This is a genomic window from Anoxybacteroides voinovskiense, assembly GCF_014196205.1.
Lineage (GTDB): Bacteria > Bacillota > Bacilli > Bacillales > Anoxybacillaceae > Anoxybacteroides > Anoxybacteroides voinovskiense.
In genome coordinates, this window is record NZ_JACIDE010000021.1 from 18,785 (window position 1) to 34,792 (window position 16,008).

Here is a 16,008-nt window from a genome sequence, read left to right on the forward strand (position 1 = left end):
GGGAATGGCGAAAATTTTGCTTGCGGAAGATGAAGAAGTATTGCGGATGTTAGTCGTCGATACGCTCGAAGACGAAGGATATGAAATTGATGAGGCGTGCGACGGGCAAGAAGCGATTGAACTCATTAAAGAAAATGAGTATGACTTAATTTTGCTTGACTACATGATGCCGATTTATACAGGGCTCGAAGTGATTCAACAAGTGCGCGAACTCCCTGAGAAAAAGCACGTGAAAATTATGATGCTGTCCGCCAAAAGCCAGCAGGCGGATCAGCAGCGCGTGCTCGAAGCTGGCGCGGATTATTTTATGGCAAAACCGTACAGCCCGCTAGAGCTAGTAAAACGAATCGAGGAGATTTTGCATGGAGAAAATTAGCCGCTATTTTCGCCAAAGTTTAACGCGACAATTTATTGGACTAATGAGCCTATTTATCGTCCTTTTTTTAGTCGGGGGAGCACTCGTTCTTTGGAAACAGCAGACGCTTGTCAATACGTTTGAAGCAAAGCGTGAGCAATTGCAACAGAAGGAAAGATATGCCGAGCAGCTAGATCGAGCGTTTACCCAAGCATTTTTCGACGCTCGCGGCTATTTGGCGTTTGGACGAAAAGAGTTTAAACAAAGCATTTATCAACAAAAAGAGCAAGTGGTAGCAACGATGCAAAAGCTAAAGCCGCTTGCGAAAACAGCAGAAGACCGGCAGCTGTTAGAAGAGGCAGCGGCGTTTACATCGTATTATTTCGACGATTTAGTAAAAAAAGCGATTGCTGATTTTGAAGCAGGGAATATACAAGCGGTATTGAAAGCGTCGGAAAACGGTGGTACTGCCTCGATTCAACGGTTTCAAAAGCAGCTTTCGGAATATCACTCGTCATTAGTCGAGCAAATCGAAAATGAGTATAAACAGTTGAAAATGACACAGGCGCAACTGCAATATTCATTTTTATTGTTTATTTTTTTGATGATGCTTTTATTAATGAGCATTATGCGCATGATGGCGAAGCGAATCGGAAGACCGTTGAATGCGTTTGCGACGGCGGCGGAAAAATTTGCGCAAGAGGAAACAGATGTACATTGGTCGTTCGCAAATGAGCGAGATGACGAGATTGGAAAACTATCAAGGGCGTTCCAGAAAATGATCTATAGCATTCGGGAAAAAGAAGATAGCCTAGTTGCCCAAAACGAAGAATTGCTTGCCCAGCAAGACGAACTAGAGTCACAACAAGCGGAACTAGAGCAAGCGCTCGAAACGATGCAACGGAGAGAAGAAGAATTAAGGCGGCGAAACGAGTTTATTAACGGGCTTTCTAATTCGCTTGACAAACAAGAAGTGCTCGATAGCATTGTTTGTAATATATGCAAAGTAATGGATGCCGACCGCGGCATGATCGTATTGTTAAATGATAAAAAATCATATGCAGCGTTTGGGGTATCCGCACAAGGGGTACAGCAATTTTTACATGAGCTAGATAACGGAATGTACCAACGATTGCAGAAAACGAAGCAACCGTTTTCGGTAAAGCGAGAATTGCCGACGTCAGAGAAAGGGTATTACGAAGAAGCGCTTTATTCGTACGATTTGGTTTTGCCAGTGCTTTCTGCGCAGCGAGAAGTAGAAGCAATAATGATGTTTAGCCGTTTCCGCGGCGACTTTTCGCCGCATGAAATCGAAGAATATGAACGTTTGACGAAACAAGTGTCGATTTCGTTACAAAAAATTCGCTTATACGAAGAGTCGGAAAAAGACCGGCGCATGACGCAAGATATTTTAAATAACATTCAAGAAGGCATTCAACTTGTTGACATGCGCGGGGTAAACTTAATGATGAATACACAACTTGCGAACTTTTTACACGTGGATGTAAACGAAATTTCCGAAGCGCCGTATGAACAATGGAAATCGCTGCTGCTGCAAAAAGTAGTGGATGAGAAAAACTTGTCCGATTATTTAGATCGTGTTTTGCTGCACGATACACTGGAGACAAAATCGTTTACGTACCACGTTAAAGGCGAGAAAAAAGTGATCCATATGTACGCAGAGCCGCTTTATCGTGGAACGGAACGATTTGGTACGGTTTTTGTTCATCGTGACATTACGAAAGAGTTTGAAGTCGATCAAATGAAATCGGAGTTTGTTAGCACCGTCAGCCATGAACTGCGCACGCCGCTTTCTAGCGTGCTTGGCTTTACAGAATTAATGCTAAATAAAGAACTGAAGCCAGAGCGGCAGCGAAAATATTTAACGACGATATACCAAGAAGCAAAACGGCTGACTGCGCTTATTAACGACTTCTTAGACGTCCAGCGGATGGAATCCGGACGGCAAACGTACGACAAAAAATACGAAGATATCGTTCCGATTATTCAAAACGTTATTGAAACGCAAAAAGTAAACACAACGATTCATGAGTTTATGATTCAAAAAGAAACAAATCGGACAATTGTGCTTGGCGACCGCGACAAACTAGCGCAAGTGTTTACGAATTTACTGAGCAATGCGGTGAAATATTCCCCAGACGGCGGAAAAATAACGGTACGCATTTATGAACAAGGCGACCGGTTAGCGATTGACGTCACAGATGAAGGGCTTGGTATTCCAGCGGAGGCAATTCCGCATTTGTTCACGAAATTTTACCGTGTCGACAACTCTGACCGCCGCCGCATCGGTGGAACAGGGCTTGGGTTAGCGATTGTCAAAGAAATTGTGAAAGCACATGACGGAGAAATTGCTGTCACGTCTGAAGTGAAAAAAGGGAGTACGTTTACCATAAGCTTGCCGCTTGTTGCTGTCGAAACGGATCCACAAAACGACGTACCAATAGATAAAGGAATGAATGTAATTATTGTCGAAGATGACCGCAATTTAGCGTCATTATTAGAAGCAGAGCTATCCGATAGCGGTTTTTCCGTGAAAAGCTTTAAAAACGGAAAAGAGGCAATTGGGGCGATAAAAGCGGAAAAGCCGGCGGCAGTAGTGCTTGACATTATGCTTGAAGAAGGCGAAATGTCTGGATGGGACGTTCTTGAAAAAATGAAAGCAGACAAAGAGCTTTCTTCCATTCCAATTATTGTGTCATCCGCGCTTGAGGAAAAAGAAAAAGGATTGATGCTTGGGGCAAGCGATTATCTCATTAAGCCGTATCAACCGAGCCAGCTGACAAAAACGATTTTGCATATGTTATTAAAACAAGAACGCCAAGGCGAAATTTTAGTGCCGGTAACGGATGAAGAGGATAAATGATGTGAAGACTGCCTAGAACGGGCGGTCTTTTTTTGTTTAAAAAAAGGAATTTTATGCATAATAACGGTAATGGAGGGATGAAGATGTGGATTCCGTCATCGTTAGCAGAAGTGGAAGCAACGATTCAAGCGACGTGGGGCGAAACGCCCGATTTAGTCGTTTGTCGTTTAAACGTACGGCAGCTGAAAAAAGACGTAGTGCTTTTATATTTAGATAGCTTAGCAGATAAAAACTCGATTAATAATAACGTTTTGCAGCCCCTTCTTTTTGAAACACACGATGCAACAAACGTAGAAGAGGTAGCTGTTTTAATCGGGCAAAAAAAATATACAAATTTATGGTCAGAAGTTGAAACGGCTGTTTTTCAAGGGGAAAGCGTTTTATTTATTGACGGGGAGCAACAAGCGCTCCTTTTAGATACGCAAGGATGGCCGCAGCGAGCGATTGCTGAGCCGCAAGTCGAATCATCAATTAAAGGAGCGCATCAAGGGTTTATTGAAACGAGCGGAAAAAATATTGCCCTTATTCGTCGCTACCTTCCGAATCGAGAGTTAAAAGTGAAAGAGCTTGTCGTCGGAAGGAGAGGAAAAACAAAAGTGGCGCTTCTTTATTTAGAAGATGTTACCCATCCAGAAGTATTAAAAGAGTTAGAAGACCGCATTCGCATGATTGACGTCGATGCGGTCGTGAATACAGGCGAATTAATGCAGTTGATTGAAGATAATCCTTTTTCACCGTTTCCACAATTTTTGTTAACGGAACGTCCCGATGCTGCGGTTAGCAATTTGTTGCAAGGACGCATCGTCGTTGTTGTAGATCGTTCGCCAAGCGTCATGATTGCGCCGATGTCATTTATTGCGTTTTTTCAAACGATTGATGACTATAGTACGCGGTGGATGATTGCGACGTTTTTGCGGCTGTTGCGTACGTTAGCGTTTTTTATCGCCATTTTTTTGCCGTCGCTTTACATTGCGGCGATTTCCTTTCACTATGAACTATTGCCGCTCAATTTAATTTTAACGGTCGGCGAATCGCGCGAACAAGTGCCACTACCGCCGATATTGGAGGCGATTTTAATGGAATTAGCGATCGAAATGTTGCGCGAAGCAGGGCTTCGCTTGCCAGCGCCAATTGGACAAACGGTCGGGATTGTCGGCGGGGTCGTCATCGGGCAGGCAGCGGTGCAGGCAGGGCTCGTCAGCAACATTATGGTCGTTGTCGTTGCCATTACCGCAATTGGCTCGTTTATTATTCCAAACCCCGACATGTCCGAATCGGTGCGGTTGATTCGTTTTCCAATGATGATTGTTTCTTCGTTGTTCGGAGTCATTGGCATGGCGATTGGGTTGATGATTTTAGTCATTCATCTTGCATGTTTAGAATCGCTTGGCACTCCGTTTGGTAGCCCGTTTGCACCCGTTCGGTTTCGCGACTGGAAAGATACGGTCGTTCGTTTTCCACTTTGGACGATGCGTAGCCGTCCGCTCTCTGCCCATCCCATTCAGCTAAAACGACAAACGAAAACGAGGAAATGATAGATGGCGATGACACGTATCCCGCAAAACGAAATTACGATTTTTCAATACGTCTTTTTTATCGTCGGTGCACAAATCGGTATCGGCATTTTATCATTGCCGGCAGATGTGGCAAAGGGGAGCGGAACGGACGGCTGGATTGCGATTATTTTTGGCGGAGTGCTATCGATAATCGCTAGTTTAATTATCGTCTCCATTATGGAACAACATCCGCAAGATACGATTTTTGATTTGTTATTACGCTATTTTGGCAAATGGTTCGGGAAATTGCTGTCGCTTTTATTTTCGCTTTATGCGGCGCTGGCGGCAACGACAGTCGTATTTACGTCGATTCATCTCGTCCAAGTATGGGTGTTGCCGCAAACGTCGAACTACTGGATTATGATTTTGTTTATGATTCCAGGTTTTTTAGCTGCACGTCAAGGAGTGCGCATTCTCGGCCGGTATGCGGAAATCGTATTTTATATGACGCTTTGGATGCCGTTATTAATTGCCGTGCCGTTAAAAGACGGTCATTTGCTTCATTTATTGCCAGTCATTAAAGAAGGGTGGCTGCCGATTATAAAAACGGTGAAACAGACGATTTTATCGTTTTTAGGGTTTGAATTAGCGTTTTTGCTTTATCCATATGTGAAAGAAAAGCATTTAGCGAAAAAAGGGATTATTATCGCCAACGGCATTTCCATGGCAGCTTTTGTATTTGTGACGCTTGTCGGCTTTATTTTTTACAGCCCTGACGAAATTACCGAATACGTCTGGCCGACGTTGTCGTTATTAAAAACGATTGAGTTTCCGTTTATGGAACGGTTTGAAATTATTTTTTTAGCCGCATATTTATTTGTTTTATCGACAACAGGCATCCCGTATATTTTTACCGCTGTGTTCGGCATTGCGCACGTATTGGAACAGTACGACCATGTGCGCGTTCTCGTTGTTGGCGTTGGTCTGTATATTATTGTTTCGTTTTTATACACCCCGCCGTTCGCCGATTTACAAGCATTTTCTGATTGGTGGGGAAAAACAGGAACGATTGTTGGCTACATTTTTCCGGTCGTTTTATGGCTATATATGAAATTGTATCAATGGCTAAGAGGGGGAAAACCGTCATGAAAGCTGCTGCTTTATTGCTTTGTGTAGCACTTTTCTTATCCGGCTGCGGCATGAACACGAAGTTGGATTCCTTAACAATGACGTTAACGCTTGGGCTTGATACAGATGGAGGAAAATTGCTCTCGTATTCATCAAGCCCTGTGTTTAATAAAGATGCGAAAGAGCATACGGAAGTGATTGAAGTCAATGCGTCTTCCTTAAGGGAAGGACGGTATAAAATCGATTTATTTGCTTCTGGCCGGGCAGTCGGCGGGAAAATCCAAAACGTTGTGATCGGCAAAGCGCTTGCAAAGAAAAAAGAAATTCCTTCGTTGCTAGATGTGTTGTATCGCGATCCGAAAAACTCGACGACCGCTTTGCTCATCGTTTATGATGGACCAGTGAAAGAACTAATGGAATCGAAACAAAAAGATAAACCGCGCTTAGCGGTAGCGATTAAAGACTTAATTATGACAACGGCAGTAGATAAACAAACGGTCAAAACAAATTTACTCGATTTTCATCGAACACTATTTGATAAAGGATGTACACCGTTTGCATCAGAAATGACGCGGAAAAACGGGAAAATGATGGCGAACGGCACTGCGTTATTTGATAATAAAGGAAAATACGTCACTTCGCTGTCGCCGAAAGAAACGCCGTTTCTTCAGCTTTTGCGAAAAGAAATAAAACCGGCGATTCCGTTTACGCTCCGGACGGCGGCGTTGACAGGGAAAAAAGAAAATATTAGCGTATCGATAGAGCATGGAAAAGTTCGCTATGAAACACGGTATCGAAACGGTCGGTTTCAGTTTCATGTGCAAATCGATGCCGGGGTGATTATTACCGAAAAAATCGCCGATATTGACATCAGCAAAAAACAAAAGAAACTAGAAAAAATGATTGCTCACGAAATTAAAACAAAGACGACCGCCCTAGTAAAGACGTTTCAACATCATCACGTCGACCCAGTCGGTTTTGGGCTGTATGCGCGGGCGTATGAATATGACCATTGGAAAAAAGTCGAGAACGATTGGGGCAAAGCGTTTGCCGCAGCGGACGTTTCTGTGTCTGTGAAAGCAAAAGTAATTAGCTATGGGGTCATCCACTAGCGCTGACAGCTAACTAGCTGTCAGCGCTCCCCAAGCCGCTTAAATACAGGTTTTTGATATGGTCGCTTCGTTCGAGGCGGCTCGTTTTTTGTTTCTGTCATTCCTGTGTATGTTTGCAGTAACGCCTTTGCTTTCGAAAGCGGCATTTTTGCCATAGGATTGCGATAGGAACCGTTTAATGCACCAAGGTGTGGAAGTGTCGCGAAGTCTTCTTTCGTTGGAGGAATGTGAAAGTAATACTCACCGACAGCAACGAGTACGTCAGACTGCTGCTGGCTATATTTCGGATTTGGTGAAAAATGGAGCCCGACTTTTTTTGCTTTTCCTTCCGCAAGCAGTTTTTCAATCGCTTTTTTCTTAAGCGAATATAAAAATGAGGGGTTTAACGCTGTTTTCGCATGGCGGTTTACCGTAAAAATCGCTTTCGCCAAATTATCTATCGTTGGTTCTAAACGTTCCATAGCAAATCTCCTTTTCTTTTAGCTTGTCTACTACCTTTATTATACATCATAAACAGTTGTTTTCAATATTAGGTGTATGAGAATTGGGGCAGGTGCAACTATTTTTGTGAATCTTTCGTGTGCTATAATAAAAAAAAGCGTTGAAGGATGGACGGACATGAAAGAAAAATACGGCATTATTGATATTGGCTCAAACACGATTCGCTTAGTCATTTATGAACGACAAAAAAGCGGGCGATTGCGCGAAATGGAAAACGTAAAAGCGGTGGCGCGACTACGCAATTACTTAACAGATGAGCATATATTGACAGAAGAAGGAATTTTTTTATTGTTAGATACGCTCCGTAGCTTTCAAGAAATTACTCGCCATCATCAGCTCGAACGCGTCATATGCGTAGCGACCGCTACGATTCGTCAAGCGAAAAATAAGCAAGAAATTATCGAGCTAGTAGAAAAAAACACAGATTTTCGCATGCGCGTTTTAACGGGAGAAGAAGAAGCGTATTACGGCTTTTTGGCGGTTGTCAACTCGACGGCGATTACGGAAGCGATTACGGTCGACATCGGCGGCGGAAGTACGGAAGTCACCTATTATAAAGATCGAGAATTGCTTGAATCATACAGCTTTCCGTTCGGGGCGCTGTCGCTAAGACAAGCGTTTGTTGCCGGCAACGTGCCGACAGAAGAAGAGTTGAAGCGCTTGTCGGTTTATTTGACGGAGCAATTTCAGTCGCTACCGTGGCTCGTAGAAAAAAAAGTGCCGCTCGTTGCGATGGGCGGGAGCGCACGCAATATTGTGCAAATTCATCAGCTGATGAAGCAATATCCGTTAGCGGGCGTCCACCAATATGAAATGAAACGGAAGCATTTGCTTGACGTTCGGAAGTTGTTAACATCGTTATCGTTTGAAGAACTGCAAAAACTAGAAGGATTGTCGAAAGACCGTGCCGATTTAATTATCCCTGCGCTCGAAGTATTTTGTGCGCTGTACGATGCTGTCGATGCTTCTTCTTTTGTGTTAAGCCGGAAAGGCTTGCGCGACGGCATTTTTTACGAAGAATTGATTCAACCGTTCGGCACGCGGCTATTTCCGAACGTACTGCAAGAAAGCTTTTACGAATTGGCGCAAGACTATGACATCCGTTTAGACGACGTTCAGCACGTAAATCAGCTATTAGCGCAGCTTGTGGCACAAATTCGCCAGCTAGAGCTTTATCCGATTACAGAAGAGGATGTACGCGACATGAAGCAGGCGGCGCACGTCTTTTATTTAGGGCAATATATTGACGAAGAGGCGAGTAGCCAACATACGTTTTATTTGTTGGCGAACCGTACAATCGACGGATTAATGCATAAAGACCGGGTGAAGCTTGCCTTAATCGCTTCGTACAAAAATAAACCGTTGTTTAAGCAATATATCGCGCCATTTTCCGATTGGTTTTCTAAAGACGAGCAGCGAAGAATGCGGTTTATTGGTGCGCTCGTCAAATTTGCTCATAGCTTAAACGATACGAAACGAAAAATCGTTCAACATATTGCGCTGACGAAACAGCCAGAGGCGATTGTCATGGATATTACGTGCACCGGTGATTTTCGCGCCGAAGAATACCAAGCAGAAAAAAATAAAAAACAGCTTGAAAAACTATGGAAACAACCGATTGAATTACGGTTTCGACAATAAGGCAGGGAAGACGATGATGGGACTAAATAATCCAAACTATTACAATAATCGAGAATTAAGCTGGCTCGCGTTTAATGAACGCGTGTTACAAGAAGCGTTCGATGAGCGAAATCCGCTGTTGGAGCGACTCAAATTTTTAGCGATTTTCAGTTCCAATTTAGATGAATTTTTTATGGTGAGAGTAGCGGGCTTGAAAGACCAAGTGAAAGCAGGCTTTAATAAGCCGGAAAATAAAGCAGGCTTGACGCCGAAGCAACAGCTAAAGCGCATTTCCGAAAAAGTGCATGAACTAGTGCGCTCGCAATATCGGCTGTATAACGATGTATTGTTACCGATGTTAAGGGAAGAAGGGATTCGGCTTATTTCGATGGAACAAGTAACGGACGAGCAGCGTGCATTTTTGTATACGTATTTTATAGAACAAATTTTTCCAGTATTGACACCGATGGCGGTCGATGCGTATCGCCCGTTTCCAATGTTGGCAAACAAAAGTTTAAATTTGGCAGTCATCCTTGACGATGACGAAGAGGACGAGGACGAACGATGGAAGCTAGCGCTTGTGCAAGTACCGTCCGTGTTAAACCGCTTTATTCGTCTTCCGTCAGAGCAGGAGGAATTTGTTTATATTTTGTTGGAAGATGTCATTACCGCGCATATTGACATTTTGTTTAAAGGCTATGACGTCGTTTCTGTTACTCCGTTTCGCATTACACGTAACGCCGATTTAACGATTCACGAAGAAGGCGCTCGCGATTTATTAAAAGAAATTGAAAAAGAATTGAAAAAACGAAAATGGGGGGCAGCCGTTCGCCTCGAAATGAGAAAAGATGGGTTTGACCCGTTTATTTTGCATTATTTATTAGAGGAGCTCGAAATTCACCGAAAAGATGTGTACGAAATCGACGGTCCGCTTGATTTAACGTTTTTACACCATTTCCATAAAGAACTAGCAAGCTATAAAGAGCATTTAGTATACGAAACGCTGATTCCACAGCCGCCGAAAGATTTAGATTCGGACGAAGATATTTTTGAAAAGGCGGCGGAACAAGATTTATTGTTCCACCACCCGTATGAATCGTTTGAACCGGTCATTGATTTTATTGCCGATGCGGCGGAAGACCCGCACGTGCTTGCGATTAAACAGACGCTTTACCGTGTTAGCGGCGGTTCGCCGATTATTGAAGCGTTAAAGCGCGCAGCAGAAAACGGCAAACAAGTGACCGTTCTTGTCGAATTAAAAGCGCGGTTTGATGAAGAAAATAACGTCCAGTGGGCAAAAGAGCTCGAGAAATCAGGGTGCCACGTCATTTATGGGATTACCCATTTAAAAACGCATAGTAAAATTACGCTCATTGTCCGGCAAAAACAAGGGAAAATCGAGCGGTTCGTCCATTTAGGAACAGGAAATTATAACGATGCAACGGCAAAGCTTTATACCGATTTAGGGTTTATTACGTCCAATCGGGAAATCGGTGAAGATGCGACGAACTTTTTTAACTATTTAAGCGGATATATGGAAAAACCAGCATTTCATCATTTATCGGTGGCGCCGTTCGATTTACGCCGTGATTTTATTCGCTTCATCGACGAGGAAATCCGCTTCCATCAAGCGTATGGCAACGGGCGCATTATTGCGAAAATGAACGCCTTAACGGACAAAGAATTAATTATGAAGCTATATGAGGCGTCGCAAGCAGGAGTGTCGATCGATTTAATTGTGCGCGGCATTTGTTGTTTGCGCCCGCAAATCCCAGGAATAAGTGACAACATTCGCGTTCGCAGCATCGTTGGCCGCTTTCTCGAACATAGCCGCATTTATTATTTTCATCATAACGGGGCGGAGAAAGTGTTTTTATCCTCAGCCGATATGATGACGCGCAACATGGAAAAGCGGGTCGAAATTTTATGGCCAATTTTTTCCGAGCAGTTGAAAAAGCGCGTGCTGAAAATTTTATCGCTTTTACTTTCTGATAATGTGAAAGCACGCGAGCAAGACGAGCATGGAGAGTATCATTATGTGCAGCGAAAAGAGGGAGAACCGGAAATCGATAGCCAACTATGTTTGTTTCAGATGGCGTATCGAGTAAGCGAAGATGAAGAATGAAGCCGCCTTATGACAAAGGCGGCTCATGTTTTAATGTAAAGACGGTTAATTCAGGGGGCGTTAAAAAGCGAAACGGCATTCGCGTCGTACCGAGGCCGCGGTTGACGTAAAGGGTCATGTCTTGAATGCGATAAAAACCTTCGTAATATTGAACGGCAAGCGGTGGAGTAATGAGCGGACCGATAAACGGAAGCTGAATTTGCCCGCCGTGGCTATGCCCTGATAATTGCAAATGCACAGGATAACGTGCTGCCTTCGTTGCGCCGTCTGGCTCGTGCAACAATAAAATCGTATACGTCGCTGGAGGGATAGGTTGAAACATTTTCGCGAAATCTGGTTTTCCAAGCATTAAATCGTCAGCACCGACGATGGCAATTTTACTTTTGTCGGGTTGTTCAATCCAAGCGTGTTTATTTACTAATACACGAAATCCGGCTTGTTTCATAATTTTTTTGTATAAGTCCGTTCCGTACCCACCGTGGTCATGGTTTCCGTAAATACAAAATTTACCTAAAGGGGCGCGAATTTTTGTAAGAATCGGGGCAATGTCGTGCGAGAAGCGGTATTGATTCGGTGCGTCCATTAAATCCCCAGTAAATACGACGACATCTGGCGCTAGGTCGTTTATCCGCATGACGACGCGGCGCAATTGGGCAAGGGAAAAATGATAGCCAAGATGGGTATCGCTAAACTGGACGATTTTTATGCCGTCAAAGCTTTTCGGAATTAATGAATGGCTGATTGTATGGGCGGTGACTGTTAGCCGCTTCGGCTCGATAAATCGAGCGTAATAATAGCCGAAAGAAGGGAGAGCTATTCCGCCGAACAATGAAGTAATGCTTTTTTGCAAAAACGTTCTTCGTGTCATAGTAGTCGCTGTTTTCATCTTCCCATCGTCCTTTCACAATTAGTTTTATTATAAATGGGAAAAAGGGAATAGAAAAGAAACAAATCGTTAAAATAAATGTTAGAAAATTATGTCTATTTGTCGTATAATAAAAATGAATGAGTAATCAGTCATTAAAAAGGGGGAGGAACATGCAAGGGAAAGTAATTATTGTGACAGGCGGGTCGAGCGGCATGGGGAAATATATGGCGAAACGGTTTGTTGCCGACGGGGCGCATGTCGTTATTACCGGAAGAAGAATGGAAGCGCTAGAAGAAACGAAGAAAGAAATTGAAACGCCGACGGGCGGGAAAGTGTTGCCGATTGCGATGGATGTGCGCGACCCAGAACTTGTCGCGGAAATGGTGAAACGAACGGATGCGGAATTCGGAAAAATTGATGCGTTAGTTAACAATGCAGCAGGGAACTTTATTTGCCCAGCGGAAAAGCTGTCGATTAACGGATGGAATAGCGTTATTAACATCGTTTTAAACGGAACGTTTTATTGCAGTCGTGAAGTCGGCAACTATTGGATTCAAAACGGGCAAAAAGGCTCGATTATTAACATGGTCGCTACATATGCGTGGAACGCGGGCGCTGGCGTCATTCATTCCGCTTGCGCGAAAGCAGGGGTATTAGCGATGACAAGGACGCTAGCGGTCGAATGGGGCAAAAAGTACGGCTTTCGTGTGAATGCCATCGCTCCAGGTCCAATTGAGCGAACTGGTGGGGCAGAAAAGCTTTGGGAGTCGGAAGAGGCGGCAAGACGGACACTTGCTAGCGTTCCGCTCGGACGGCTCGGAACGCCGGAAGAAATCGCCGCACTCGCTGCCTTTCTACTTTCCGACGACGCAGCCTATATTAACGGAGAATGCATTACAATGGACGGAGGACAGTGGCTAAATCAACATCCTTTTTAACAAAGAAAAGCGGAGGCGACTCGTTAGCCCTTGAAAAAACGCGCGCGGTCAGCAAGATGACCACGCGCGTTTTATTTATAAATGGAGAGCATCATATGGTATAATATGCGAAATGACGAGTGCAAAAAGAGGTGAGCAACGTGGATGCGTTAGATATTATAGCCAATTTGCAACATGTCGTTCCGTACTACCAAGCGATTTTCAGCGCGGACGAACATCGGGTAATTGGATATGAAGTATTAGGGAGATACGAAACAGGAGAGCACGTAGATAGCTTAGGACCGTTTTTTCATGACGAAACGATTCCGGAAGAGTTTCGGTTGGAAGTAGATGAAACGGTAACGAAAAAAGCGCTCGATCATTTCCTTGCCAATGGCGACGAAAAGCTACTCATTTTCCTTAATCGCGATGCCAATTTATTAATGCTCGACCGTGCGGAATCTTTTTTAACGCTTTTATTTCAGTACGAAGAAAAAGGGCTGGCGCTTGATCGAATCGTATTAGAAATTAATGAAAAACATTTCAAAGGCGATTTCGACCAATTAAGCCATCTGTTAACATATATTCGTACATACGGCATTCGCGTGGCGCTAGATAATATCGGCGAACATAGCAGCAACCTCGAACGAATTAGCTTACTCGCGCCAGATATTTTAAAAATGGACTTGCGCGAATTGCGGAAAACGTCAGCAAGCTATTCGTACCAAGACGTCCTTTATTCCATTTCGCTGTTGGCACGAAAAATAGGGGCGACGCTGTTGTACGAAGACATCGAAGCGTCTTTTCAACTGCAATACGCATGGCGAAACGGCGGCCGCTATTATCAAGGGTATTACTTAGCGAAGCCGAAACCAGAATTATTGCCTGCAGACTTTTTAAAAGACCGGTTGCGCGATGAATGCCACCAATTCATTCAACAAGAAAAGAAAAAGCTACAAACGTTATACAACATTTCCGAGCAATTTCAGCAGCGCCTCACCGCACTACTAGCAAAACATAAAAAAGCAATCGATGTTAATGAGCTGATTGCGGCGATTGCTAACGAATTGGGCGACGTTTGTTTTCGCGTATACGTCTGCGACGAAGACGGCTTCCAGCGGTCAGCAAATATCTTTAAACGCAATAATATGTGGGAAATACAACCAGAATATTACATGAAAAACTGGAGCTGGCGTCCTTATTTTTTAGAAAACATTATCCGAATGCGTTCGCGCAAACGTGGCATTTTGTCGGATTTATATGCGGACATTGAAACAGGGGAAACGATTCGTACGTATTCATACCCGATGGACGAACGCCATTATTTGTTCATCGACTTATCCTACAGCTATTTGTTTGAACAAGATGCCCATTATTAATGCATAAAACGAAATCGTCGTGGGAAAGTAAACATGAGGTGAAAAGATAATGGCGCAACTTTCATTCATTTTATCGATTCTCATCTTCCTTATTGCAGTCATCGGGTTTATTTATACGGTCATGCTCGGCAGGCGGCAAAAGTTGCAAGGGGAGTACGATGCTCCAATCAACGAAAAAATTCAGGAACATCCATATGTTCGTAACCCTATTCTTTTAGCTTATTTGCTGGCAGGATTGTTAGCGGTCGGATCGATTATTTATTTAGCGATCAATACGCAATGGTAACGCGTGACGGGCAGTCCTATGAAAGGGCTGCTCTTTTTGCTATAATATGGTCGAGGGGCAATAAACCGTTCGTTTTCGGAAAGAAAGGGGAAAAATCGATGTCTCAATTGTTAGGAATTATTCAACGTTTAATGCAGCTTCGGGAACAAGAACAAAATGGAAGTGAAGCACCTCAACGCAATTTTGAAGTAAATGGCGAAAAAAAATGCAGTGTGACGTATTTAGCGAAAACAGATACATACATGCTCGAAGTGTATGAGAAAGGGAAAAAACCAAAAACGTATCAATTCGATAATATTGATATGATTGCCATTGAAATTTTTGAATTGCTTGATGAAAAAAGTGAGGCGATGAGATGAAAAAGCCGGTAGTTGTTTGCCCCGCTTGCCAAAAGCGAGCGTATTTAGAGGAAGTGTTGACAGCACAGTCAAACCAAAACGTAATTTACACATGTCCTTCGTGCCAATTTATGCTGCGCAACATTTATACGAGCAAAGGATAAAAAGTCTTCCAGTGGCGAAGGCTTTTTTTCTTGGACTTTTTTTTCGTCTTTGTGAATATACCATTAGTGGACGGAAGGAGGAATAGCGATGGAAAAATGGATGGAGCGATTATCGCCAGACGAGCAATGCTTGCTATTAGAGGTGTTATTTAATCAACGATACGCGCTAGAAATCATTAGCTCTGAGCTTGCTGATATGGAAAGCGGACAGAAGCAAGTGGATGAAGCACGGTATCGTCATTTAGTAAAGCTGTATGAACGGATTTGCAATGAACTATCGCTATAAGGCGGTAGTTATTTTTTTTGCTCTAGTGTCGGGTGTGGTAAACTAAAAGGGGAGTTTAATAGAAAGGCGGAAAATGAGCATGATTAGTTTCGATAGTAAAGAATTTCTTCAACAAACGGTGGCGCAGTTTTTAATTCCTTCGGATAAAGTAGCGCATGTCCAAATTGGCAATTTTTTAGACCATGCGTTGCTCGTGCTTACAAGAACAGGCTATTCCGCCGTTCCGGTGCTAGATATATCGTATAAATTGCATGGCTTAATTAGCATGACCGCCATTATGGATGCCATTTTAGGACTGGAACGAATTGAATTTGAGCGGCTCGAAACGATGAAAGTTGAACAAGTGATGAATAAAGACATTCCTAGGTTAATGGTAACGGATCATGTGATGAAAGGGATTGAATTAGTGGTCAACCATCCGTTTGTTTGCGTGGAAAACGAAGACGGTTATTTTGAAGGGATTTTTACAAGACGGGAAGTATTAAAGCGATTAAATCGGCAGCTGCGCCGGCTAAATGCAAAAGGGTGAATTTCTGCTTGTCAGCATAA

General features: G+C 43.4%; 16 protein-coding genes. 14 read left to right on the forward strand and 2 right to left on the reverse strand.

Going from position 1 to position 16,008, the window contains the following annotated elements:
* Positions 1-4: 4 nt before the first annotated feature.
* The 5 genes from GGR02_RS12890 to GGR02_RS12910 all read left to right on the forward strand — a co-directional run bounded on the left by GGR02_RS12890 (position 5) and on the right by GGR02_RS12910 (position 6,975).
* Positions 5-376 (forward strand): response regulator transcription factor, encoded by a 372-nt coding sequence (locus GGR02_RS12890; protein ID WP_183185439.1) that lies wholly within the window; start codon positions 5-7, stop codon positions 374-376.
* Positions 363-3,239: an ATP-binding protein gene (locus tag GGR02_RS12895; RefSeq protein ID WP_183185440.1), complete on the forward strand. Its 2,877-nt coding sequence runs from the start codon at positions 363-365 to the stop codon at positions 3,237-3,239. The genes GGR02_RS12890 and GGR02_RS12895 overlap by 14 nt, the downstream gene beginning before the upstream one ends.
* Positions 3,240-3,322: 83 nt before the next feature.
* Positions 3,323-4,774 carry a spore germination protein gene (locus GGR02_RS12900; protein WP_229706219.1) on the forward strand — a complete coding sequence of 484 codons (1,452 nt, stop codon included), beginning with the start codon at positions 3,323-3,325 and terminating at the stop codon, positions 4,772-4,774.
* Positions 4,775-4,777: 3 nt separating this feature from the next.
* Entirely contained in the window at positions 4,778-5,884 is a 1,107-nt protein-coding gene (locus GGR02_RS12905) for a GerAB/ArcD/ProY family transporter (protein WP_183185442.1), read from the forward strand.
* Entirely contained in the window at positions 5,881-6,975 is a 1,095-nt protein-coding gene (locus tag GGR02_RS12910; protein ID WP_183185443.1) for a Ger(x)C family spore germination protein, read from the forward strand. Before GGR02_RS12905 ends, GGR02_RS12910 begins: the two co-directional genes overlap by 4 nt.
* A gap of 20 nt (positions 6,976-6,995) precedes the next feature.
* On the opposite strand, the gene GGR02_RS12915 is transcribed toward GGR02_RS12910, so the two are convergent.
* Positions 6,996-7,436, reverse strand: a complete 441-nt coding sequence (locus tag GGR02_RS12915) for a YkyB family protein (protein WP_183185444.1) — start codon at positions 7,434-7,436, stop codon at positions 6,996-6,998.
* Positions 7,437-7,593: 157 nt separating this feature from the next.
* On the opposite strand from GGR02_RS12915, the gene ppx reads away from it, so the two are divergent.
* On the forward strand, positions 7,594-9,117 hold the full coding sequence (gene ppx / locus GGR02_RS12920) for an exopolyphosphatase (RefSeq protein ID WP_183185445.1): 1,524 nt from the start codon (positions 7,594-7,596) through the stop codon (positions 9,115-9,117).
* A gap of 16 nt (positions 9,118-9,133) precedes the next feature.
* The gene (locus GGR02_RS12925) at positions 9,134-11,221 is read left to right on the forward strand and encodes an RNA degradosome polyphosphate kinase (RefSeq protein WP_183185478.1); all 2,088 of its coding nucleotides are present in this window, start codon (positions 9,134-9,136) and stop codon (positions 11,219-11,221) included.
* 7 nt (positions 11,222-11,228) lie between these two features.
* Here GGR02_RS12925 and GGR02_RS12930 read toward each other — a convergent pair whose 3' ends face one another.
* Complete coding sequence (locus GGR02_RS12930) at positions 11,229-12,107, reverse strand: metallophosphoesterase (protein ID WP_229706220.1); 879 nt, start codon at positions 12,105-12,107, stop codon at positions 11,229-11,231.
* 152 nt (positions 12,108-12,259) lie between these two features.
* On the opposite strand from GGR02_RS12930, the gene fadH reads away from it, so the two are divergent.
* The 7 genes from fadH to cbpB all read left to right on the forward strand — a co-directional run bounded on the left by fadH (position 12,260) and on the right by cbpB (position 15,988).
* Complete coding sequence (gene fadH / locus GGR02_RS12935; protein WP_183185446.1) at positions 12,260-13,027, forward strand: 2,4-dienoyl-CoA reductase; 768 nt, start codon at positions 12,260-12,262, stop codon at positions 13,025-13,027.
* A 140-nt stretch (positions 13,028-13,167) separates the two neighbouring features.
* Positions 13,168-14,385, forward strand: coding sequence for an EAL domain-containing protein (locus GGR02_RS12940; RefSeq protein WP_183185447.1), 1,218 nt, complete (start codon positions 13,168-13,170; stop codon positions 14,383-14,385).
* A 49-nt stretch (positions 14,386-14,434) separates the two neighbouring features.
* On the forward strand, positions 14,435-14,671 hold the full coding sequence (locus tag GGR02_RS12945) for a hypothetical protein (protein ID WP_183185448.1): 237 nt from the start codon (positions 14,435-14,437) through the stop codon (positions 14,669-14,671).
* A gap of 98 nt (positions 14,672-14,769) precedes the next feature.
* Positions 14,770-15,030: a YkuJ family protein gene (locus GGR02_RS12950; RefSeq protein WP_183185449.1), complete on the forward strand. Its 261-nt coding sequence runs from the start codon at positions 14,770-14,772 to the stop codon at positions 15,028-15,030.
* The gene (locus tag GGR02_RS12955; RefSeq protein WP_183185450.1) at positions 15,027-15,173 is read left to right on the forward strand and encodes a hypothetical protein; all 147 of its coding nucleotides are present in this window, start codon (positions 15,027-15,029) and stop codon (positions 15,171-15,173) included. The genes GGR02_RS12950 and GGR02_RS12955 overlap by 4 nt, the downstream gene beginning before the upstream one ends.
* 88 nt (positions 15,174-15,261) lie before the next feature.
* On the forward strand, positions 15,262-15,459 hold the full coding sequence (abbA, locus tag GGR02_RS12960; protein ID WP_183185451.1) for an antirepressor AbbA: 198 nt from the start codon (positions 15,262-15,264) through the stop codon (positions 15,457-15,459).
* 79 nt (positions 15,460-15,538) lie between these two features.
* Positions 15,539-15,988: a cyclic-di-AMP-binding protein CbpB gene (gene cbpB / locus GGR02_RS12965; RefSeq protein WP_183185452.1), complete on the forward strand. Its 450-nt coding sequence runs from the start codon at positions 15,539-15,541 to the stop codon at positions 15,986-15,988.
* Positions 15,989-16,008: the final 20 nt, after the last annotated feature.

Bases quoted from the DNA above. Each gene is read 5' to 3' on its own strand.
- GGR02_RS12910 (WP_183185443.1), top strand. From the start codon at position 5,881: ATGAAAGCTGCTGCTTTATTGCTTTGTGTAGCACTTTTCTTATCCGGC.
- GGR02_RS12890 (WP_183185439.1), top strand. From the start codon at position 5: ATGGCGAAAATTTTGCTTGCGGAAGATGAAGAAGTATTGCGGATGTTA.
- cbpB (WP_183185452.1), top strand. From the start codon at position 15,539: ATGATTAGTTTCGATAGTAAAGAATTTCTTCAACAAACGGTGGCGCAG.
- GGR02_RS12945 (WP_183185448.1), top strand. From the start codon at position 14,435: ATGGCGCAACTTTCATTCATTTTATCGATTCTCATCTTCCTTATTGCA.
- GGR02_RS12925 (WP_183185478.1), top strand. From the start codon at position 9,134: ATGGGACTAAATAATCCAAACTATTACAATAATCGAGAATTAAGCTGG.
- fadH (WP_183185446.1), top strand. From the start codon at position 12,260: ATGCAAGGGAAAGTAATTATTGTGACAGGCGGGTCGAGCGGCATGGGG.
- ppx (WP_183185445.1), top strand. From the start codon at position 7,594: ATGAAAGAAAAATACGGCATTATTGATATTGGCTCAAACACGATTCGC.
- GGR02_RS12950 (WP_183185449.1), top strand. From the start codon at position 14,770: ATGTCTCAATTGTTAGGAATTATTCAACGTTTAATGCAGCTTCGGGAA.
- GGR02_RS12905 (WP_183185442.1), top strand. From the start codon at position 4,778: ATGGCGATGACACGTATCCCGCAAAACGAAATTACGATTTTTCAATAC.
- GGR02_RS12900 (WP_229706219.1), top strand. From the start codon at position 3,323: ATGTGGATTCCGTCATCGTTAGCAGAAGTGGAAGCAACGATTCAAGCG.
- abbA (WP_183185451.1), top strand. From the start codon at position 15,262: ATGGAAAAATGGATGGAGCGATTATCGCCAGACGAGCAATGCTTGCTA.
- GGR02_RS12930 (WP_229706220.1), bottom strand. From the start codon at position 12,107: ATGAAAACAGCGACTACTATGACACGAAGAACGTTTTTGCAAAAAAGC.
- GGR02_RS12955 (WP_183185450.1), top strand. From the start codon at position 15,027: ATGAAAAAGCCGGTAGTTGTTTGCCCCGCTTGCCAAAAGCGAGCGTAT.
- GGR02_RS12895 (WP_183185440.1), top strand. From the start codon at position 363: ATGGAGAAAATTAGCCGCTATTTTCGCCAAAGTTTAACGCGACAATTT.
- GGR02_RS12915 (WP_183185444.1), bottom strand. From the start codon at position 7,436: ATGGAACGTTTAGAACCAACGATAGATAATTTGGCGAAAGCGATTTTT.